The organism is Enterobacter sichuanensis, assembly GCF_009036245.1.
Taxonomy (GTDB): Bacteria; Pseudomonadota; Gammaproteobacteria; order Enterobacterales; family Enterobacteriaceae; genus Enterobacter; species Enterobacter sichuanensis.
In genome coordinates this window covers 2,765,232-2,784,304 of record NZ_CP027986.1, presented here as the reverse complement: position 1 = coordinate 2,784,304, position 19,073 = coordinate 2,765,232, and the positions used below count along the sequence as shown (strand labels likewise).

Here is a 19,073-nt window from a genome sequence, read left to right as displayed (position 1 = left end):
GGTTTTGCTAATAGCGCGACGCAGATCGCAAACCAGACAAAAGAAGGTGGAATGTAAAGTATAGTCAAGGCTTCAGGCCGATTTGCAACGCCAGTTCACGAATAATGCCCGCCGTCATGCCCCAGACAAAATAATGCTGATACCAGGACAACCACACCCGATGGTCATGACCCCGGCGGTGGATATCCAGCGGATGATAACGGCTCAACCGAAGGGCTTCTTCCAGCGGCATCTCAAACACGGCGGAGACTTCATCTACGCTGGCATGATACTGCAGGTCCGGCGGGATAATGCCCACCACCGGCGTGACCTGGAAACCGGTGACGCTGTCGACGGGCGGCAGCACGCCAATGACCTCTACCGCCTCCGGCGGAATCGCCACCTCTTCCTGCGCTTCCCGCAGCGCGGCGGCAATCAGCGAGGCATCGGAGCTGTCGACGGCGCCGCCAGGAAAAGCAACCTGACCGGCGTGTTTGCGCAGATGGGCAGAGCGCTGGGTGAGCAGCAGGCCCGGCTGCGCACGCCGCACGACCGGGATCAGCACCGCCGCCTGGCGCTGATTCAGCGCTTCGCGGTTGACCTGGGGCCGTAATAGCTGAAAGCGCGATAAAAAGGCATCCAGCGTCAGGTTCTCTTTTTCCACCCGTGGTTACTCCAGTTGTTTCAGAATACGGTTAACTTTATCAAAGGTTTCCTGATATTCCGCATCGACCTGGCTGTCGGCCACGATGCCGCCGCCAGCCGAACAGTAAAGGTTTCCGTTACAGGCGGTCAGCGTGCGGATAGTAATGCTGGTATCCAGGGTGCCGCACAGGCTGATGTAGCCAATACTCCCGCACCAGGCGTTGCGGCGGTGGGGCTCCAGCTCATCGATAATCTCCATCGCCCGCACTTTCGGTGCGCCGGTTATCGAGCCGCCCGGGAACGCGGCGCGCAGAAGATCGCAGGCCGTCCGCGCGGCCGGCAGCCGCGCGGTAATGGTGCTGACCAGATGATGGACCGCCGGGAAAGGCTCGACGACGAACAGTTCCGGCACCCGCACGCTGCCCGGCACGGCCACCCGGCCAATATCGTTGCGCATCAGATCGACAATCATCAGGTTTTCAGCGCGGTCCTTCGGTGAGGCGGCCAGTTTTTCCGCCTGCTGGCGGTCAGCATCGGGATCGGCAAGGCGTGGCAATGTGCCCTTAATCGGCCGCGTCTGAATGTTGCCCTCCGCAAGATGGATAAAGCGCTCAGGCGACAGGCTGACAATGGCCCCCTGTTCGAGACGGATAAAGGCGCTGAACGGTGCCCGGTTAGTGGCGTTAAGGCGGGTAAAAGCCTGCCATTCATCGCCCTCATAGGTTGTCTGGAAACGCTGGGCGAGATTTACCTGATAGCAGTCGCCGCTTTGCAGATACGCCTGCACGCGGGCGAATTTTTCTGCATATGCCTCGGGTGTCATGTTTGAACGCCAGTCAGAGGTCAGGCGGAAATCCGGCGCGGCGGCAGGCTGCTGCGCTTCCAGCCAGGCCAGGCGCGCGTCGACATCCGAATGGCTGAGCAAAGAGACCACCTGCTTATGGTGGTCGACAATCAGCGCCCAGTCATAAAGCCCTACGGCCATATCCGGCAGCGGAATATCCGCTTTCGCCACCGAGGGCAGCGTTTCAAAGCGACGGCCCAGATCGTAGCCAAACAGGCCCAGCGCACCGCCCTGGAAGGGGAGATCGGGATTCGGCATAGTAGCCAGGCCCAGCGCATCGATAGCCTCCTGAAGCCGCAGCAGCGGATCGTCCGTGGACGGCAGGTCATGGGTCGTCAGCGTCTTTAGCGGATCGGCGACCAGGATATCAAAGCGGCTATAGGGATGATCCGCATGGCCGGAATGCAGCAACATCGCAAAAGGAAGATGGCTCAGACGGGCAAACCAGAACTCAGCGGCGTCAGTACGCCAGGGCAGGGTAATAACAGTGGGCAAGCGCATGTTCATGTGTGGCATACTACCGGGCAGCGTGAAATAATTAGCGCGAATAATTTAGCAGGAGTTGACGATGTTTGCAGGTTTACCTTCTCTGAGCCACGAGCAACAGCAGAAAGCGGTTGAGCGAATTCAGGAACTGATGTCCCAGGGAATGAGCAGCGGGCAGGCCATTTCCCAGGTGGCGGAAGAACTTCGCGCCACCCATACCGGCGAGCGGATCGTGGCGCGTTTCGAGGATGAAGAGGAAGAGTAACCGGCCTACACAGCCGCGATAATCTTAATCTCTACCTTGTATTCCGGCTTCATCAGCGTGGCCTGTACGGTACAACGTACAGGCGCGTGACCCGCCACCACCCAGGCATCCCAGGCTCTGTTCATGGCCGCGAAATCGTCTTTGTTTGCCAGAAAAATCGTCGCATCCAGAATGCGCGATTTGTCGCTACCTTGCTTTTCAAGCACCGCATCGATCTGCGCCAGGGTGTTCGCCGTTTGCTCGAAAGCATCCGCGTCCAGATTCGCCGGTACGCCGGTGTAGTAGAGCGTCTGGTTATGAATGACTACATCAGACCAGCGGGCTTCGGCATCAATGCGCACAATTGTCATAAACGTTTCCTCGTTATTTTTCGTCATCAGGCCGCAAGACTGCCATATTGTTCCGTCGTCGTCACTATTTGGGGTGGCACTGGAGAGGATGGGCTGACATAATCCCTGTGCAAAAATACAGTGAGAGAGCACCGTGGCAGACGATTTTTCCCCTGAAGGTCAGTTAGCACAAGCCATTCCCGGCTTCAAACCGCGTGAACCTCAGCGGCAGATGGCACATGCCGTGGCGCGGGCCATTGATAAGGCTCAGCCGCTGGTGGTGGAGGCCGGAACCGGTACGGGGAAAACTTACGCCTACCTTGCTCCCGCGCTGCGGGCGAAAAAAAAGGTGATCATCTCGACCGGCTCGAAAGCGCTGCAGGATCAGCTCTACAGCCGGGATTTGCCGACGGTGGCAAAAGCGCTGAAATACAAAGGCCGGCTGGCGCTGCTGAAGGGGCGCTCTAACTATCTCTGCCTCGAGCGTCTTGAGCAACAGGCGCTGGCGGGCGGCGATTTGCCGGTGCAGACCCTGAGCGACGTCATTATCCTTCGCGCCTGGGCCAACCAGACGGAAGAGGGGGATATCAGCACCTGCGCGAGCGTGCCGGAAGACTCGCCGGCCTGGCCGCTGGTGACCAGCACCAACGACAACTGCCTCGGCAGCGACTGCCCGCTGTACAAAGACTGCTTTGTGGTGAAAGCGCGCAAAACGGCGATGGATGCCGATGTGGTGGTGGTCAACCATCACCTGTTCCTTGCGGATATGGTGGTCAAGGACAGCGGCTTTGGTGAGCTGATCCCGGAGGCGGAGGTCATGATCTTCGATGAAGCCCACCAGCTCCCGGATATCGCCAGCCAGTATTTTGGCCAGTCGCTCTCCAGCCGCCAGCTGCTGGATCTGGCGAAAGATTTCACCATCGCTTACCGCACTGAATTAAAAGATACCCAGCAGTTGCAGAAGTGTGCCGATCGCCTGGCTCAAAGCGCGCAGGACTTCCGGTTACAGCTCGGCGAGCCAGGCTATCGCGGGAACCTGCGCGAGCTGCTGGCAGATAAAAATATCCAGCGCGCGCTGCTGCTGCTCGATGACGCCCTGGAGCTCTGCTACGACGTCGCGAAACTGTCGCTTGGCCGCTCCGCGCTGCTGGATGCCGCATTCGAGCGCGCCACGCTCTATCGCGGGCGGCTCAAACGGCTAAAAGAGATTAACCAGCCGGGGTTCAGCTACTGGTATGAATGCACCTCGCGCCATTTCACGCTGGCGCTCACGCCGCTGACGGTGGCGGATAAATTTAAAGAGGTGATGGCGCAAAAGCCTGGCAGCTGGATCTTCACGTCGGCAACCCTGTCGGTGAATGACGATCTGCATCACTTCACGGAACGGCTTGGCATTGAACAGGCGGAGTCGCTGCTGCTGCCCAGCCCGTTTGATTACGAAAAACAGGCGCTGCTTTGCGTGCCGCGTAATCTTCCGCTGCCAAACCAGCCGGGTGCGGCGCGCCACCTGGCGGCAATGCTAAAACCGATGATCGAGGCCAACAACGGCCGCTGCTTTATGCTTTGCACCTCTCACGCCATGATGCGCGACCTCGCTGAGCAGTTCCGTGCCACCATGACCCTGCCGGTACTGCTGCAGGGAGAAACCAGCAAAGGGCAACTGCTGCAGCAGTTCGTCAGCGCCGGTAATGCTCTGCTGGTGGCCACCAGCAGCTTCTGGGAAGGGGTGGATGTACGCGGAGACACCCTGTCGCTTGTGATCATCGATAAGCTGCCATTTACCTCCCCGGACGACCCGTTGCTGAAGGCGCGGATGGAAGACTGCCGCCTGCGCGGCGGCGATCCGTTTGACGAGGTACAGCTGCCGGACGCGGTGATCACCCTTAAGCAAGGGGTAGGGCGATTGATCCGCGACGTCACCGATCGCGGCGTGCTGGTCATCTGTGATAACCGGCTGGTGATGCGCCCGTACGGCGCAACCTTCCTCGCCAGCCTGCCGCCCGCACCGCGGACGCGGGACATAAAACGCGCGGTGCGTTTCCTGGCAAACCCAACGGCGGAGTAATTTACCCCGGAGTGTGCTAAGATGCGCGCCATTTTGTGACTGACCCTTGCGAGAGCGCGACGACTGATGCGAATTCTGGCTATTGATACCGCAACAGAGGCTTGCTCTGTTGCTCTGTTGAACGACGGTGCTGTTTCTGCTCACTTCGAAGAGTGCCCACGGGAACACACCCAGCGCATTCTGCCCCTGGTTAAGGCGATCTTAACCCGGAGCAATACCGCCTTAACCGACCTCGACGCGCTGGCCTTTGGCCGTGGCCCGGGCAGTTTTACCGGCGTGCGTATTGGCATTGGCATTGCCCAAGGGCTGGCGCTGGGCGCTGAGCTGCCGATGATTGGCGTCTCTACCCTCGCCACCATGGCGCAGGGTGCCTGGCGTATGACCGGGGCCACCCGCGTCCTGGCCGCCATTGACGCCCGTATGGGCGAAGTCTACTGGGCTGAATACACCCGCGACGCGCAGGGCGTGTGGCACGGCGAAGAGACGGAAGCGGTACTTAAGCCACAAGCGGTGACCGAACGACTGAAACAGCTCTCCGGTGAGTGGGCGACCGTCGGCACGGGCTGGCCTGCGTGGCCTGATATGGCGAAGGATACCGGGGTGACGCTGGTGGACGGCAACATGCTATTGCCTGCGGCAGAGGATATGCTTCCGATTGCCAGCCAGCTGCTTGCAGCAGGAAAAACCGTTGCCGTGGAACACGCGGAGCCGGTTTATTTGCGAAACACCGTCGCATGGAAGAAACTTCCGGGCCGCGAGTGAATCTCAGTAACAGGAACTGAGAAAAAGGAGTCGCATCATGGCGGTTCAGACTAAAGTAGTACGCCTTTTTATGGCAGGCGCTGTTGCCATAGCACTGAGCGGATGCGTTTCCGTGCCTGATGCGATTAAGGGCTCCAGCCCGACACCACAGCAGGATCTGGTGCGGGTGATGAATGCCCCTGAGCTCTACGTCGGGCAGGAAGCGCGCTTCGGCGGGAAAGTGGTTGATGTGCAAAACCAGCAGGGGAAAACCCGTCTGGAGATCGCGACCGTTCCCCTGGACAGCGGCGCACGCCCTGTGCTGGGTGAGGCCTCCCGCGGACGTATCTATGCGGACGTCAGTGGTTTCCTCGATCCGGTCGATTTTCGCGGACAGCTGGTGACCGTCGTCGGGCCGATAACCGGCGCGGTGCAGGGCAAAATCGGTAATACGCCGTATAAATTTATGACCATGCAGGTTAACGGCTATAAACGCTGGCGGCTGGCACAGCAGGTGATCATGCCGCCTCAGCCGATCGATCCGTGGATGTGGGGTCCACACCCTTACCGTTACGGCTACCCGGGCTGGGGCTGGTATAACCCGGGACCTGCACAGGTACAGACCATCGTTACTGAGTAACTTACTGTTATTGTTAGAAAAGAGACAGCGGCTCAGCCGCTGTCTCTGTTTTTTTACGGCTACAACGAAAAAAAAGAGTGACGCGCTTCGCAACCTTAAATCTGGACAATTAATAAACTGGTACGCTGAGTTAATATAATGTTAACAAACTGTTTATTATCGGGGTTGTGATGACGACGAACACTCAGTTCAGAGGTGATGCATTGAAAAAGGTTTGGCTTAACCGTTATCCCGCAGATGTGCCTGCGGAGATCAATCCTGACCGTTATCAATCCCTGGTGGAATTATTTGAGCATTCGGTAAGGCGCTACGCGGACCAGCCCGCATTTGTGAATATGGGCGAGGTGATGACGTTCCGTAAGCTTGAGGAGCGTAGCCGGGCGTTTGCGGCTTATCTGCAGGAAGGGCTGGGACTGCAAAAAGGGGACCGCGTCGCGCTGATGATGCCAAACCTGCTGCAATATCCGGTGGCGCTGTTTGGTATCCTGCGTGCCGGGATGATTGTCGTCAACGTCAACCCGCTATACACCCCGCGCGAGCTGGAGCATCAGCTGAACGACAGCGGCGCGGCCGCGATTGTGATTGTCTCCAACTTTGCCCATACCCTGGAAAAAGTGGTCGACAGAACCCAGGTTAAACACGTCATCCTGACGCGCATGGGGGATCAACTCTCCACCGCCAAAGGCACGCTGGTTAACTTTGTCGTTAAATACATCAAACGTCTGGTGCCAAAATACCACCTGCCGGATGCCATCTCTTTCCGCCGAGCCCTGCATGCGGGCTACCGTATGCAGTACGTTAAGCCGGAGTTGGTATCGGAAGACCTGGCGTTCCTGCAATACACCGGCGGTACCACCGGCGTGGCCAAAGGGGCGATGCTGACCCACCGCAACATGCTGGCAAACCTTGAGCAGGTGAATGCCACTTACGGGCCGCTGCTGCATCCTGGCAAAGAGCTGGTCATTACCGCGCTGCCGCTGTATCACATTTTCGCACTGACCATGAACTGCCTGCTGTTTATTGAGCTCGGTGGCCAGAACGTTCTGATTACGAACCCGCGCGATATTCCGGGGCTGGTGAAAGAGCTGGCGAAATACCCGTTCACCGCCATGACCGGGGTAAACACCCTGTTTAACGCGCTGCTGAACAACAAAGAGTTCCAGCAGCTGGATTTCTCCACGCTGCACCTCTCTGCGGGCGGCGGCATGCCGGTTCAGCAGGCGGTCGCTGAGCGCTGGGTAAAGCTCACCGGGCAGTATTTGCTTGAGGGGTATGGTCTGACGGAATGTGCGCCGCTGGTCAGCGTGAACCCGCATGATATCGACTATCACAGCGGCAGCATTGGTCTGCCGGTGCCGTCCACGGAGGCCAAACTGGTCGATGATAACGATAATGAAGTCGCGCCGGGTGAACCAGGCGAACTGTGCGTCAAAGGACCTCAGGTCATGCTGGGGTACTGGCAGCGTCCTGATGCCACCGATGAAATCATCAAAGACGGCTGGCTCCATACCGGCGATATCGCGGTGATGGACGAAGAGGGCTTCCTGCGCATTGTCGATCGTAAGAAAGACATGATCCTGGTCTCCGGCTTCAACGTCTATCCGAACGAGATCGAAGACGTGGTGATGCAGCACAGCGGCGTACTCGAGGTGGCGGCCGTCGGGGTGCCTTCCGGCAGCAGCGGTGAAGCGGTCAAAATATTTGTGGTCAAGAAAGATCCTTCTCTCACCGAGGAAGAACTGGTCACGTTCTGTCGTCGTCAGCTGACGGGCTACAAGGTGCCGAAACTGGTTGAATTCCGCGATGAGCTGCCGAAATCCAACGTCGGAAAGATATTACGACGAGAATTACGTGACGAAGCCCGTGGCAAAGTAGACAATAAGGCCTGAGCTTCACGCTAATCGCCCAGACGCCGGTTAAGCCGGCGTTTTTTATGGGCGCAAACAAAAGAGAACCCGTTTTGAATTACCAGATGATCACGACCAATGACGAGCTGGCTTCGCTGTGCGAAGTGACGCGCGACTTTCCTGCCATTGCCCTGGATACCGAGTTTGTCCGTACCCGGACATATTATCCGCAGCTGGGGTTGATACAGATGTACGACGGTAAACACGTGTCGTTGATTGACCCTCTAGGTATTACCGACTGGACGCCGATGCGCGACCTGCTGCTCGATACCGCCGTGACCAAATACCTGCACGCAGGCAGTGAAGATCTGGAAGTCTTTCTGAACACCTTTGGCATCATGCCCCAGCCGCTGATTGATACGCAGATCCTTGCCGCGTTCAGTAATCGTCCTCTCTCATGGGGCTTTGCCGCCATGGTGGAGGAGTACACGGGGCTGACGCTGGATAAAAGCGAATCCCGTACCGACTGGCTGGCGCGTCCGCTTACCGAGCGTCAGCTGGAATATGCGGCGGCAGATGTGTTTTACCTGTTGCCGATTGCCGGACAGCTGATGAAAGAGGCGGAAGCCTCTGGCTGGCTGCCTGCCGCGCTGGATGAGTGCCGTATGACCCAGCAGCGTCGCCAGGAAGTGGTGGACCCGAAAGAGGCCTGGCGCGATATCAGCAACGCGTGGCAACTGCGTACGCGTCAGCTGGCCTGCCTGCAGCTGTTAGCGGACTGGCGTCTGCGTAAAGCGCGCGAGCGCGATCTGGCGGTTAACTTTGTGGTGCGTGAAGAGCATCTCTGGGCGGTGGCACGCTATATGCCGGGCAGCCTGGGCGAACTGGACAGCATTGGGCTTTCGGGCAGTGAGATCCGTTTCCACGGTAAAACCCTGCTGGCGCTGGTTGCGAAAGCGCAGGAATTGCCTGATGACAAGCTGCCGGAACCGCTGCTGAATCTGATGGATATGCCGGGCTACCGCAAGGCGTTCAAGGACATTAAAGCCCTGGTTCAGGCCGTTGCTACGGAAAGCAAGCTGAGTGCTGAACTGCTCGCATCACGCCGACAGATTAATCAGCTGCTGAACTGGCACTGGAAGCTGAAGCCGCAGACTGGCTTACCGGAAATGATGGCGGGCTGGCGTGGGGAATTGATGGCCGATCGCCTGAATACGCTGCTGGAAGGTTATCCGAGATAAAAATATGCCGGGTGATAACCCGGCATATTCCCCCGGTGGCGCTGCGCTTACCGGGGCTATGAAATCACAAACCTACGGACGGGACTCTTCCGCTTCCGGGAGCGTCACGTTCAGCTCCAGAATCGAAATATCCCCGTCTTTTTGTTCCAGCTGCACCGTCACCATCTCCGGGTCAATCTGCACATACTTACAGATCACTTCCAGGATGTCCTTACGCAGCTGCGGCAGGTAGTGAGGCTCGGCGTCGCTACGACGACGCTCCGCAACGATAATTTGCAGACGTTCTTTTGCGATGTTGGCGGTGTTCTTTTTCCGCGAGAGAAAAAAGTCCAGTAATGCCATAACTTATCCTCCGAACAGGCGTTTGAGGAAACCTTTCTTCTCTTCTTCAATGAAGCGGAAAGGACGTTCTTCTCCCAGCAGACGGTCAACAGTATCAGCATACGCTTTACCTGCATCTGCCGTTGTATCCAGGATCACGGGCTCACCCTGGTTAGAGGCGCGTAACACGGACTGATCTTCCGGGATAACGCCCACCAGTTTAATGCGCAGGATCTCCAGCACGTCTTCCATGCTCAGCATATCACCTTTGTTCACGCGACCCGGGTTATAGCGGGTAAGCAGCAGGTGTTCTTTAATCGGGTCTTCGCCATTTTCCGCACGACGGGATTTAGAGGCGAGGATCCCCAGAATGCGGTCTGAGTCACGCACGGATGACACTTCAGGGTTGGTGGTGATGATCGCTTCATCGGCGAAGTAGAGCGCCATCAGGGCACCGGTTTCGATGCCGGCAGGGGAGTCGCAGACAATGAAGTCGAACTCCATTTTTTTCAGCTCGTCGAGCACCTTTTCCACCCCTTCACGGGTCAGGGCGTCTTTGTCACGCGTCTGAGAAGCCGGGAGAATGTAGAGGTTCTCGGTGCGTTTGTCTTTAATCAGCGCCTGGTTCAGCGTGGCATCGCCCTGAATGACGTTAACGAAGTCATACACGACGCGACGCTCACATCCCATGATGAGGTCGAGGTTACGCAGACCGATATCGAAGTCGATAACGACGGTTTTCTTTCCCTTCTGGGCCAAACCAGTAGCGATGGCCGCGCTGGAGGTGGTCTTGCCAACGCCTCCTTTACCCGAAGTAACAACAATAATGCGTGCCATAGAAATTCCTTGTTAAAAAGGGATCAATTCAACGGTTGAACGGTCAACGCGTCGTCTGCCAGAAGCAGGCGAGCCGCTTTGCCATAAAATTCGGCTGGGATCTTGTCGCTCAGCCAATATTCACCTGCGATGGAGACCAGTTCCGCCGTCAGATGAGTACAAAAAATTTGCGCGTCCCGATCGCCACTTGCCCCGGCGAGCGCACGTCCACGCATCATACCGTAAACGTGAATATTGCCATCTGCAATCAGCTCAGCGCCAGCGCTGACGTGGCTTGTAACAATTAGATCACAGTTTGGCGCATAAATGCGCTGACCGGAACGAACCGGCACATCAATCATTCGCGTTTTTGTGATGGTTGTAACGTTTTGCACCGCAGGAGGGGGCGTTTCGACGGCAACGGGTGCCGCACGCGGGGTTTTTTCTTTGCCTTCATTCAGAAGCGGCAGCCCCGCACGGTCGATTTCCGCTTTCAGCTCGGGATCTTTACAGCCGCTGATGCCCACAATACGCAGTCCGGTAGAGGAGACCGCCTGCTGGAGAAGCTTCCAGTTAACCGGCGCCTCAAGACCGCTGACATTGATCACAACAGGGGCATGTTTCAGAAAGGCGGGAGCCTGGGCGATTTTGTCTTCTAACGCCTGACGAATAACCTCGGGTTTTGCATCATGCAAATGTACCACTGATAAGGTGAAGCTACTGCCTTTAAGCTCGATGGGCGTGTTTGACATCCTGGCCTTACTCAATTTGCTATTAACCGCAACCACTCGCTGCGATATTCCGAAGAGTATCAGGCATGTTATAGTCAGGAGTATATTGAGGCAAGCAACCACCCATTAATTCAGAGTAAAAACATGTTTTGTGTGATCTACAGAAGTACAAGCCGTGACCAGACCTATCTTTATGTCGAAAAGAAAGACGATTTTTCACGCGTGCCTGAAGAATTAATGAAGAACTTTGGCCGACCACAGCTGGTGATGCTGCTGCCGCTCGATGGTCGTAAGAAACTGGTGAATGCCGATCTGGATAAAGTGAAAACGGCATTAGCCGAACAAGGCTATTATTTACAGCTTCCACCGCCACCCGAGAATTTATTAAAACAGCATCTTGAGGCGAACGGGAAAAAATAGCCTCAACTGTTTCCGGGCACAACACATCAACCGTTTAGGGGTCGACCATGTATCAACATCATAACTGGCAAGGGGCATTACTGGATTATCCCGTCAGCAAAGTGGTTTGCGTGGGCAGCAACTATGCCAAACATATCCAGGAGATGGGCAGCGCGACGCCAGAAGAGCCGGTCCTGTTCATCAAGCCAGAAACGGCGCTGTGCGATATCCGCCAGCCGCTGGCGCTGCCGCAGGGGCTCGGTTCGGTGCATCACGAGGTTGAACTCGCCGTGCTGATTGGCGCGACGCTGCGACAGGCCTCTGAAGAGCATGTGCAGAAAGCGATTGCCGGATACGGCGTGGCGCTGGATCTGACCCTGCGCGATGTCCAGGGCAAGCTGAAGAAAGCCGGGCAGCCGTGGGAAAAAGCCAAAGGGTTTGATAATTCCTGCCCCATCTCGGCGTTTATTCCGGTGAGCGAATTTACCAACGATCCGCAGAACACAGAGCTCAGCCTGAAGGTTAACGGCGAGATCCGCCAGCAGGGCACCACGGCTGACATGATCCATAAGATTGTGCCGCTGATTGCCTACATGAGCCGCTACTTTACCCTGAAGCCGGGGGATGTGATCCTGACCGGTACCCCTGAAGGCGTGGGCCCGCTGGCGAGCGGTGATGAACTGGAAGTCGGTTTTAACGGCCTGGCGCTGAAAACCCGCGTGCTGTAATCCCACTTTGCCGCCTGAAGAGGGCGGCAAAACTTGCAACAACGTGCCAGACTCGTTATAAGGTGCGCTTTCTTTTGACGTGTGGACATCCCGATGAACAACATCCCTTTCTGGCAAAGCAAAACTCTCGACGACATGACTGACGCGGAATGGGAATCATTGTGCGACGGCTGCGGGCAGTGCTGCCTGCACAAGCTGATGGATGAAGACACGGACGAAATTTACTTCACCAACGTGGCCTGCAAGCAGTTAAACATTAAAACCTGCCAGTGCCGCAACTATGAGCGCCGCTTCGAGTTCGAGCCAGACTGCATCAAGTTAACCCGTGAGAACTTGCCCACCTTTGAATGGCTGCCGCATACCTGCGCGTATCGCCTGCTGGCGGAGGGGAAAGATCTGCCGGCATGGCATCCGCTGCTCACCGGTTCAAAAGCGGCGATGCACGGCGAACGTATCTCAGTACGCCACATTGCGGTGAAAGAGTCCGAGGTGCGTGACTGGGAAGACCACATCATGAATCACCCGACCCGTTGAGAATAAAAAAAACCGCCGAGGCGGTTTTTTTATTTGTGTCTGTGCGGCCTGATGCCCTCAGCCCAACCTTCTCCCACGGGAGAGGGCGCAAACACTAAAAACGGCAACCGAGGTTGCCGTTTTGCGTTTACCTTCCAAAAAGATCGCGTTTCTTCGGTTTGAACGGCTGAGCAATCAACACCAGCAGCGCCACGACGAAGTAGGCGGCAAAAATACCCACCAGCCACTGCGGCATCTCCAGGGTCAGGAATTCCCACTGACGAACGGAGCAGTCACCGGATGCAACGAACACCTGCGGCAGCCATTTATCCAGCGGCAGCCAGCTCGGGAAGCGGGCGGCAAAATCACAGGTCATAAACGGTGACGGATGCAGCTGCATCATGGTGTGCTGCCAGGAGAGTTCAAGCCCTTTCCAGGCGCTGTACAACCAGATCGCAATCGCGGCATAACGAAGCGGCGATTTCGGCGCAATGGCGCCGACCAGGCCTGCACCCATAATGCCAAACAGCGCGCAGCGTTCGTAAATACAAAGCACGCAAGGCTTGAGCCCCATAACATGCTGGAACCACAGCGCGACCATTTCCAGCGCAAAGGCGGTCAGGGCCATTAACAACCACGCTCCGCGACCGCGGGAGCACTGGTTTAAAAATCTCAACATAATCATTTCCCTGGAACATGCTTAGAAAGCGCATTGTAAACTAATTCATTTATCGCGCCACCGATACCTGTTTTACTGCGCCGCAAGTATACCCGCTTGTATCATCCACTGCGTACAGGGAATGAGGGTAATTTTGACGCAAAGCAATCCCACGAACGTGAGCACCAGCGTATAGGGCAGCGCCATCCATACCATCCTTCCATAAGAAAGCCGTATGAGTGGCGCGAGGGCAGAGGTCAACAGGAACAGGAAAGCGGCCTGGCCATTGGGCGTTGCCACCGACGGCAGGTTGGTGCCGGTATTGATCGCCACGGCCAGCAGCTCAAACTGACCGGCGCTGATGACGCCTTGCTCCATGGCGGCTTTGGCTTCGTTGATGTAGACCGTCCCGACAAAGACGTTATCGGAGATCGACGAGAGCAGGCCATTAAACAGATAAAACAGCGAGAGCTGCGCGTCCGGTGCGGCCTGTAAAACAAAGGCTATAATCGGCGCGAACAGGTGCTGGTCGATAATCACCGCCACGACGGCGAAGAATACCGCCAGCAGGGCGGTAAACGGCAAGGCTTCGGTAAAGGCTTTACCGATGGCATGTTCATCGGTCACGCCGGTAAAGGTGGTGGCGAGAATAATGACCGACAGGCCAATCAGTCCCACTTCGGCAAGATGGAGCGCCAGCGCCGCAATCAGCCAGACGCCGATAATTCCCTGGGCAATCAGACGCAGCGTCTCCTGGCGCGTCCGCTGGCTTCGGCTCTGAAGATCGAATTTATGCAGCTCCTGGCGCACCGGCTCCGGGAGTTGCGCCCCATAACCAAAGAGGCGAAATTTCTCCACCAGCAGACAGGTCGCCAGACCGCAGAAAAGCACCGGTACGCTCACCGGTGCCATTCTCAGGAAGAAATCGCCGAAGTGCCAGCCTGCCGCTTTGGCAATGATCAGGTTTTGCGGCTCACCCACCATCGTCATAACGCCCCCCAGGGCGGTACCGACGCCGGCATGCATCATCAGGCTGCGCAGGAAGGCGCGAAACTGTTCCAGGACTTCACGGTTATGCGCTTCGACGTGGCTGTCATCCTGCAGATCCTCGCCCGGACGAGATGAAGCGACACGGTGATAGATTCCGTAGAATCCCACCGCGACGCTTATCACCACCGCGACAACCGTCAGCGCGTCCAGGAAGGCTGACAGGAAGGCAGCCGCCAGGCAAAACGCCAGCGAGAGGAACATTTTCGACGGAATGCTGAGCAGCAGACGCGTGAAGATAAACAGCAGCAGCTGTTTCATAAAGTAGATGCCCGCCACCATAAACATCAGCAGCAGAAGCACTTCAAGATTTGACGCCAGCTCCGCTTTGACGTGCTCCGCGCGGGTCATGCCGATAACCACGGCTTCAAACGCCAGCAAGCCGCCGGGCAACAGAGGATAACATTTCAGCGCCATCGCCAGGGTGAAGATAAATTCCGCCACCAGCAGCCACCCGGCAACGAACGGGTTCACATAAAAGAGGAGAGGGTTAACAACCAGGAACACCAGAAGTATCAGTTTGTACCAGTCAGGAGACTGGCCTAAAAAATTGCGCCACAGTGCGCGACCAAAAGAAATTTCCACGACAGACGTCCTTCCCCGTCAAGTAAGACAAAACATCAGTATACGCAAAAATCACGGCCCGGACGCGGATCAGCGCGCATTGTAAATTTCACAAAAATGAAACGGTGATCCCTCTTTTCTCTCGTTGCCGCGCTACCTGCCACTGCGTGCCTCTGGTATGATGAGTCCAATTTGCTAAAGCTGTGTAATGGAAATCTCACTATGGTCATTAAGGCGCAGAGCCCGGCGGGTTTCGCGGAAGAGTACATCATTGAAAGCATCTGGAATAATCGTTTCCCTGCGGGGTCCATTCTTCCTGCTGAACGCGAACTCTCTGAACTGATTGGCGTCACTCGCACCACGCTGCGTGAAGTGCTCCAGCGGCTGGCGCGCGATGGCTGGTTGACGATCCAGCACGGTAAGCCAACAAAAGTAAACAATTTCTGGGAAACCTCCGGGCTGAATATTCTTGAAACGCTGGCGCGCCTCGATCATGAAAGCGTGCCGCAGCTCATTGATAATCTGCTCTCCGTTCGCACCAACATCGCGACGATCTTTATTCGCACGGCTTTTCGTCAGCACCCGGACGATGCCCTTGCGGTGCTGGCCAGCGCGAACGAGGTGGAAGATCACGCCGACGCGTTTGCCACCCTCGATTACAACGTGTTTCGCGGTCTGGCGTTCGCCTCCGGCAACCCGGTATACGGTCTTATCCTTAACGGTATGAAAGGGCTCTATACCCGCATCGGCCGCCACTACTTTGCCAACCCTGAGGCGCGTAGTCTGGCGCTGGGCTTCTACCATAAGCTGAGCAAGCTCTGTTCCGAAGGCCTGCACGATCAGGTTTATGAAACGGTGCGTCGCTACGGCCACGATTCCGGTGAAATCTGGCACCGGATGCAGAAAACCCTGCCGGGTGATTTAGCGATTCAGAGTCGCTGAAATAAAAAACCTCTCGTATGAGAGGTTTTTTTTCGCCGGGTGGCGGCTACGCCTTACCGGGCCTACAAAACCCGTAGGCCGGGTAAGGCGTAGCCGCCACCCGGCAAAAAAACTACAGCGTATTCAACCGCGCCGGGCAACGCTCCAGCAGCTCGACGCTCCCGTCTTCATTCTGCTGCTCCAGCAGCACGTCGAAGCCCCACAGGCGATGCACATGCTTCAGCACCTCTTTGCGTCCTTTATCCAGCGGCGCGCGGTTGTGCGGAATATAGCGCAGCGTCAGGGAACGGTCACCGCGCAAATCCACATTCCATACCTGAATATTCGGTTCAAGGTTGCTCAGGTTGTACTGGGAAGAGAGGCGAGAGCGGATCTCCCGGTAACCCTCTTCGTTGTGGATCGCTGAAATCTCCAGGTAGTTGTTACGGTCATCATCCAGCACGGTGAAGAAGCGGAAATCACGCATGATCTTCGGCGACATAAACTGGCTGATAAAGCTCTCATCCTTAAAGTCACGCATCGCAAAATGCAGCGTTTCCAGCCAGTCAGAGCCGGCGATATCCGGGAACCAGTACTTGTCTTCTTCGGTTGGCGACTGACAAATACGTTTAATGTCCTGGAACATGGCAAAACCAAGCGCATACGGGTTGATACCGCTATACCATGGGCTGTTATAGGGCGGCTGGAACACCACGTTGGTGTGGCTGTGGAGGAATTCCATCATAAACCGCTCGGTGACTTTTCCCTCGTCGTAAAGATGGTTGAGAATGGTGTAGTGCCAGAATGTCGCCCAGCCTTCGTTCATCACCTGGGTCTGCTTTTGCGGGTAGAAATACTGGCTCACCTTGCGCACGATGCGCAGGATCTCACGCTGCCACGACTCCAGCAGCGGGGCGTTCTTCTCCATAAAATAGAGCAGGTTTTCCTGCGGTTCAGACGGATAACGACGCGCTTCGGCGACCGCTTTCTCCTCCTCACGCTTCGGCAGGGTACGCCACAGCATATTCACCTGGCTTTGCAGATACTCTTCGCGGCTTTTCTGCCGGGCTTTCTCCTCCTGCAGGGAGATTTTCTGTGGGCGTTTGTAGCGGTCAACGCCGTAGTTCATCAGCGCGTGACAGGAGTCGAGCAGTTTTTCCACTTCGTCCACGCCGTAGCGCTCTTCGCAGTCGGTAATGTATTTACGCGCGAAGATGAGGTAATCGACGATGGAGCTGGCGTCCGTCCAGCTGCGGAACAGGTAGTTGTTCTTGAAAAAAGAGTTATGCCCGTAGCAGGCGTGCGCCATCACCAGCGCCTGCATGGTAATGGTGTTCTCTTCCATTAAATAGGCGATACACGGATTGGAGTTTATAACAATCTCATACGCCAGCCCCTGCTGGCCATGCTTATACAGCCGCTCCGTTTCAATGAATTTTTTACCGAACGACCAGTGCGGATAGTTAATTGGCATCCCGACGCTGGAGTAGGCGTCCATCATCTGTTCGGACGTAATGACTTCAATCTGATGGGGATAGGTATCCAGGCGATACAGCTTCGCGACCCGGTCGATTTCGGCGAGGTAGACATCCAGCAGCTCGAAGGTCCAGTCGGGTCCATCGCTCAGACGTGTGTTGTCCTTGTTCAGGGAATCAATAGTAGCCATTAGCGCGCCCTCGTTGTGGGTGCTCTCTCTGTCTGGAGAGCCTCCTTTCAAGCATAGATCAACGTGTTAAAAAGCGTGCTGGGGCAGAAATTTTTTCTTTGCGATTTCGCGTTTTTGATACGGCAAAAAAACGGTATCTCTCAGCATATTATGCTGGCTAAAAATAACGCGCAGCAGGAGATCCCAAATTAGCCCTATCCCCTGATGCTGGGGGATGTGTGAGGCAAGTCACCATAAAAAAGTCGTATGTTGAATAATATTTTCAACTAGGTTATCAATCTGTAATTAGAAGATTGTTCTTTTGCACATAATGGAGTGGCTATGCGTGTTGTCATACTGGGAAGTGGTGTCGTTGGGGTAACCAGCGCCTGGTATTTAAGTCAGGCGGGACATGACGTCACCGTTATCGATCGTGAGCCAGGCCCTGCGCTGGAAACCAGCGCGGCGAACGCCGGGCAAATCTCCCCGGGCTATGCGGCGCCGTGGGCGGCTCCGGGTGTTCCGCTGAAAGCGATTAAATGGATGTTCCAGCGCCATGCGCCGCTGGCCATCAGCCTTGACGGCACGCAGTTCCAGCTCAAGTGGATGTGGCAGATGCTGCGCAACTGCGACACCCGCCACTATATGGAGAACAAAGGGCGCATGGTGCGCCTGGCGGAATACAGCCGTGACTGCCTGAAAGCGCTGCGCGCCTCAACCGGGATTGAGTATGAAGGTCGTCAGGGCGGGACGCTGCAGCTGTTCCGCACGGCGCAACAGTACGAAAATGCGACCCGTGACATCGCCGTGCTGGAAGATGCCGGCGTACCGTATCAGCTGCTGGAAGCCAGCCAGCTTGGTCAGGTTGAACCGGCCCTGGCGGAAGTAGCGCATAAACTGACGGGCGGTCTGCGTCTGCCGAATGACGAAACCGGTGACTGCCAGCTCTTTACGCAGCGTCTGGCGCAAATGTGCGAGCAGGCGGGCGTGACGTTCCGCTTCAACACCTCTGTCGACAAACTGCTGTCGGAAGGGGAAAAAATTTATGGCGTGAAGTGTGGTGAAGAGGTGATCAAAGCCGATGCCTACGTCATGGCGTTTGGCTCGTACTCCACCGCGATGCTGAAAGGCATTCTCGATATTCCGGTTTATCCGCTGAAGGGCTACTCGCTGACCATTCCGGTGAAAGAGGAGAGCGGGGCGCCGGTGTCGACCATTCTGGATGAGACCTACAAAATTGCCATTACCCGCTTTGATAACCGCATCCGCGTAGGCGGCATGGCGGAGATTGTCGGCTTTAACACCGAACTGCTGCAGCCGCGCCGTGAGACGCTGGAGATGGTGGTGGGCGATCTCTTCCCGCGCGGCGGTTTTGTTGAGCAGGCAACCTTCTGGACCGGTCTGCGTCCAATGACGCCAGATGGCACGCCGATAGTCGGACGCACGCCATACAAAAACCTGTGGACCAATACCGGACACGGTACGCTTGGCTGGACGATGGCCTGTGGCTCGGGCCAGCTGCTGAGCGATCTGATCTCCGGGCGCACGCCGGCAATTCCGTTTGACGATTTAAGTGCAGCACGCTATCAGTCGGGGTTTACGCCTTCGCGTCCACAGCACCTGCACGGCGCGCATAACTAAGGAGCTG

The 19,073-nt window shown here is 56.5% G+C and carries 20 protein-coding genes; 11 read left to right on the top strand and 9 right to left on the bottom strand.

The features are described 5' to 3' along the window. Positions 1-64: 64 nt before the first annotated feature. Positions 65-643, bottom strand: coding sequence for a CoA pyrophosphatase (locus C1N69_RS13435; RefSeq protein WP_025756886.1), 579 nt, complete (start codon positions 641-643; stop codon positions 65-67). A gap of 6 nt (positions 644-649) precedes the next feature. Beyond that, positions 650-1,975 (bottom strand): aminodeoxychorismate synthase component 1, encoded by a 1,326-nt coding sequence (gene pabB, locus C1N69_RS13430; protein ID WP_047958935.1) that lies wholly within the window; start codon positions 1,973-1,975, stop codon positions 650-652. Between the two features lie 61 nt (positions 1,976-2,036). On the opposite strand from pabB, the gene C1N69_RS13425 reads away from it, so the two are divergent. Beyond that, on the top strand, positions 2,037-2,219 hold the full coding sequence (locus C1N69_RS13425; RefSeq protein ID WP_025756884.1) for a YoaH family protein: 183 nt from the start codon (positions 2,037-2,039) through the stop codon (positions 2,217-2,219). 5 nt (positions 2,220-2,224) lie between these two features. Here the strand turns inward: C1N69_RS13425 and C1N69_RS13420 are convergent, their stop codons facing one another. Beyond that, positions 2,225-2,569: a RidA family protein gene (locus C1N69_RS13420; protein WP_029742004.1), complete on the bottom strand. Its 345-nt coding sequence runs from the start codon at positions 2,567-2,569 to the stop codon at positions 2,225-2,227. A gap of 133 nt (positions 2,570-2,702) precedes the next feature. Here C1N69_RS13420 and C1N69_RS13415 point away from each other — a divergent pair, with 133 nt between their 5' ends. The 5 genes from C1N69_RS13415 to rnd all read left to right on the top strand — a co-directional run bounded on the left by C1N69_RS13415 (position 2,703) and on the right by rnd (position 9,082). Beyond that, a complete protein-coding gene (locus C1N69_RS13415; protein WP_047958934.1) occupies positions 2,703-4,613 on the top strand; it encodes a DNA repair helicase YoaA in 1,911 nt (636 codons plus the stop codon). Positions 4,614-4,679: 66 nt separating this feature from the next. Next, complete coding sequence (tsaB, locus tag C1N69_RS13410; protein WP_155031363.1) at positions 4,680-5,375, top strand: tRNA (adenosine(37)-N6)-threonylcarbamoyltransferase complex dimerization subunit type 1 TsaB; 696 nt, start codon at positions 4,680-4,682, stop codon at positions 5,373-5,375. Between the two features lie 37 nt (positions 5,376-5,412). Further along, complete coding sequence (locus C1N69_RS13405; RefSeq protein WP_155031362.1) at positions 5,413-5,994, top strand: Slp family lipoprotein; 582 nt, start codon at positions 5,413-5,415, stop codon at positions 5,992-5,994. Between the two features lie 203 nt (positions 5,995-6,197). Further along, entirely contained in the window at positions 6,198-7,883 is a 1,686-nt protein-coding gene (gene fadD, locus C1N69_RS13400) for a long-chain-fatty-acid--CoA ligase FadD (protein WP_123072414.1), read from the top strand. 71 nt (positions 7,884-7,954) lie between these two features. After that, positions 7,955-9,082 carry a ribonuclease D gene (rnd, locus tag C1N69_RS13395; protein ID WP_095441644.1) on the top strand — a complete coding sequence of 376 codons (1,128 nt, stop codon included), beginning with the start codon at positions 7,955-7,957 and terminating at the stop codon, positions 9,080-9,082. Between the two features lie 72 nt (positions 9,083-9,154). Here the strand turns inward: rnd and minE are convergent, their stop codons facing one another. The 3 genes from minE to minC are packed head-to-tail and all read right to left on the bottom strand — an operon-like array spanning position 9,155 to position 10,971. Next, on the bottom strand, positions 9,155-9,424 hold the full coding sequence (gene minE / locus C1N69_RS13390) for a cell division topological specificity factor MinE (protein WP_008500504.1): 270 nt from the start codon (positions 9,422-9,424) through the stop codon (positions 9,155-9,157). A 3-nt stretch (positions 9,425-9,427) separates the two neighbouring features. Then, the gene (gene minD / locus C1N69_RS13385; protein ID WP_013096144.1) at positions 9,428-10,240 is read right to left on the bottom strand and encodes a septum site-determining protein MinD; all 813 of its coding nucleotides are present in this window, start codon (positions 10,238-10,240) and stop codon (positions 9,428-9,430) included. Between the two features lie 23 nt (positions 10,241-10,263). Next, complete coding sequence (gene minC, locus C1N69_RS13380) at positions 10,264-10,971, bottom strand: septum site-determining protein MinC (RefSeq protein ID WP_025756879.1); 708 nt, start codon at positions 10,969-10,971, stop codon at positions 10,264-10,266. Positions 10,972-11,094: 123 nt separating this feature from the next. On the opposite strand from minC, the gene C1N69_RS13375 reads away from it, so the two are divergent. From C1N69_RS13375 to C1N69_RS13365, 3 genes are all read left to right on the top strand, one after another. Further along, a complete protein-coding gene (locus tag C1N69_RS13375; RefSeq protein ID WP_025756878.1) occupies positions 11,095-11,370 on the top strand; it encodes a YcgL domain-containing protein in 276 nt (91 codons plus the stop codon). A gap of 47 nt (positions 11,371-11,417) precedes the next feature. Beyond that, positions 11,418-12,077, top strand: coding sequence for a fumarylacetoacetate hydrolase family protein (locus C1N69_RS13370; protein ID WP_155031361.1), 660 nt, complete (start codon positions 11,418-11,420; stop codon positions 12,075-12,077). Positions 12,078-12,170: 93 nt separating this feature from the next. Further along, positions 12,171-12,611: a YcgN family cysteine cluster protein gene (locus C1N69_RS13365; RefSeq protein ID WP_095450103.1), complete on the top strand. Its 441-nt coding sequence runs from the start codon at positions 12,171-12,173 to the stop codon at positions 12,609-12,611. Positions 12,612-12,738: 127 nt separating this feature from the next. On the opposite strand, the gene dsbB is transcribed toward C1N69_RS13365, so the two are convergent. Beyond that, positions 12,739-13,269, bottom strand: a complete 531-nt coding sequence (gene dsbB / locus C1N69_RS13360) for a disulfide bond formation protein DsbB (protein ID WP_045285485.1) — start codon at positions 13,267-13,269, stop codon at positions 12,739-12,741. Between the two features lie 72 nt (positions 13,270-13,341). Then, positions 13,342-14,880: a Na(+)/H(+) antiporter NhaB gene (gene nhaB / locus C1N69_RS13355; RefSeq protein ID WP_047958930.1), complete on the bottom strand. Its 1,539-nt coding sequence runs from the start codon at positions 14,878-14,880 to the stop codon at positions 13,342-13,344. Between the two features lie 201 nt (positions 14,881-15,081). Here nhaB and fadR point away from each other — a divergent pair, with 201 nt between their 5' ends. Beyond that, positions 15,082-15,801, top strand: coding sequence for a fatty acid metabolism transcriptional regulator FadR (gene fadR, locus C1N69_RS13350; protein WP_025756873.1), 720 nt, complete (start codon positions 15,082-15,084; stop codon positions 15,799-15,801). Positions 15,802-15,913: 112 nt separating this feature from the next. On the opposite strand, the gene C1N69_RS13345 is transcribed toward fadR, so the two are convergent. Beyond that, positions 15,914-17,446: a SpoVR family protein gene (locus tag C1N69_RS13345; protein WP_025756872.1), complete on the bottom strand. Its 1,533-nt coding sequence runs from the start codon at positions 17,444-17,446 to the stop codon at positions 15,914-15,916. Positions 17,447-17,767: 321 nt separating this feature from the next. On the opposite strand from C1N69_RS13345, the gene C1N69_RS13340 reads away from it, so the two are divergent. After that, positions 17,768-19,066, top strand: coding sequence for a D-amino acid dehydrogenase (locus C1N69_RS13340; RefSeq protein ID WP_155031360.1), 1,299 nt, complete (start codon positions 17,768-17,770; stop codon positions 19,064-19,066). Positions 19,067-19,073 lie beyond the last annotated feature (7 nt).

What these genes read in the sequence shown, in the direction of transcription:
- minE (WP_008500504.1), bottom strand. Translation starts at nt 9,424, where the DNA reads ATGGCATTACTGGACTTTTTTCTCTCGCGGAAAAAGAACACCGCCAAC.
- C1N69_RS13405 (WP_155031362.1), top strand. Translation starts at nt 5,413, where the DNA reads ATGGCGGTTCAGACTAAAGTAGTACGCCTTTTTATGGCAGGCGCTGTT.
- minC (WP_025756879.1), bottom strand. Translation starts at nt 10,971, where the DNA reads ATGTCAAACACGCCCATCGAGCTTAAAGGCAGTAGCTTCACCTTATCA.
- dsbB (WP_045285485.1), bottom strand. Translation starts at nt 13,269, where the DNA reads ATGTTGAGATTTTTAAACCAGTGCTCCCGCGGTCGCGGAGCGTGGTTG.
- pabB (WP_047958935.1), bottom strand. Translation starts at nt 1,975, where the DNA reads ATGAACATGCGCTTGCCCACTGTTATTACCCTGCCCTGGCGTACTGAC.
- C1N69_RS13365 (WP_095450103.1), top strand. Translation starts at nt 12,171, where the DNA reads ATGAACAACATCCCTTTCTGGCAAAGCAAAACTCTCGACGACATGACT.
- C1N69_RS13375 (WP_025756878.1), top strand. Translation starts at nt 11,095, where the DNA reads ATGTTTTGTGTGATCTACAGAAGTACAAGCCGTGACCAGACCTATCTT.
- C1N69_RS13340 (WP_155031360.1), top strand. Translation starts at nt 17,768, where the DNA reads ATGCGTGTTGTCATACTGGGAAGTGGTGTCGTTGGGGTAACCAGCGCC.
- fadR (WP_025756873.1), top strand. Translation starts at nt 15,082, where the DNA reads ATGGTCATTAAGGCGCAGAGCCCGGCGGGTTTCGCGGAAGAGTACATC.
- C1N69_RS13345 (WP_025756872.1), bottom strand. Translation starts at nt 17,446, where the DNA reads ATGGCTACTATTGATTCCCTGAACAAGGACAACACACGTCTGAGCGAT.
- minD (WP_013096144.1), bottom strand. Translation starts at nt 10,240, where the DNA reads ATGGCACGCATTATTGTTGTTACTTCGGGTAAAGGAGGCGTTGGCAAG.
- C1N69_RS13425 (WP_025756884.1), top strand. Translation starts at nt 2,037, where the DNA reads ATGTTTGCAGGTTTACCTTCTCTGAGCCACGAGCAACAGCAGAAAGCG.
- C1N69_RS13370 (WP_155031361.1), top strand. Translation starts at nt 11,418, where the DNA reads ATGTATCAACATCATAACTGGCAAGGGGCATTACTGGATTATCCCGTC.
- C1N69_RS13420 (WP_029742004.1), bottom strand. Translation starts at nt 2,569, where the DNA reads ATGACAATTGTGCGCATTGATGCCGAAGCCCGCTGGTCTGATGTAGTC.
- tsaB (WP_155031363.1), top strand. Translation starts at nt 4,680, where the DNA reads ATGCGAATTCTGGCTATTGATACCGCAACAGAGGCTTGCTCTGTTGCT.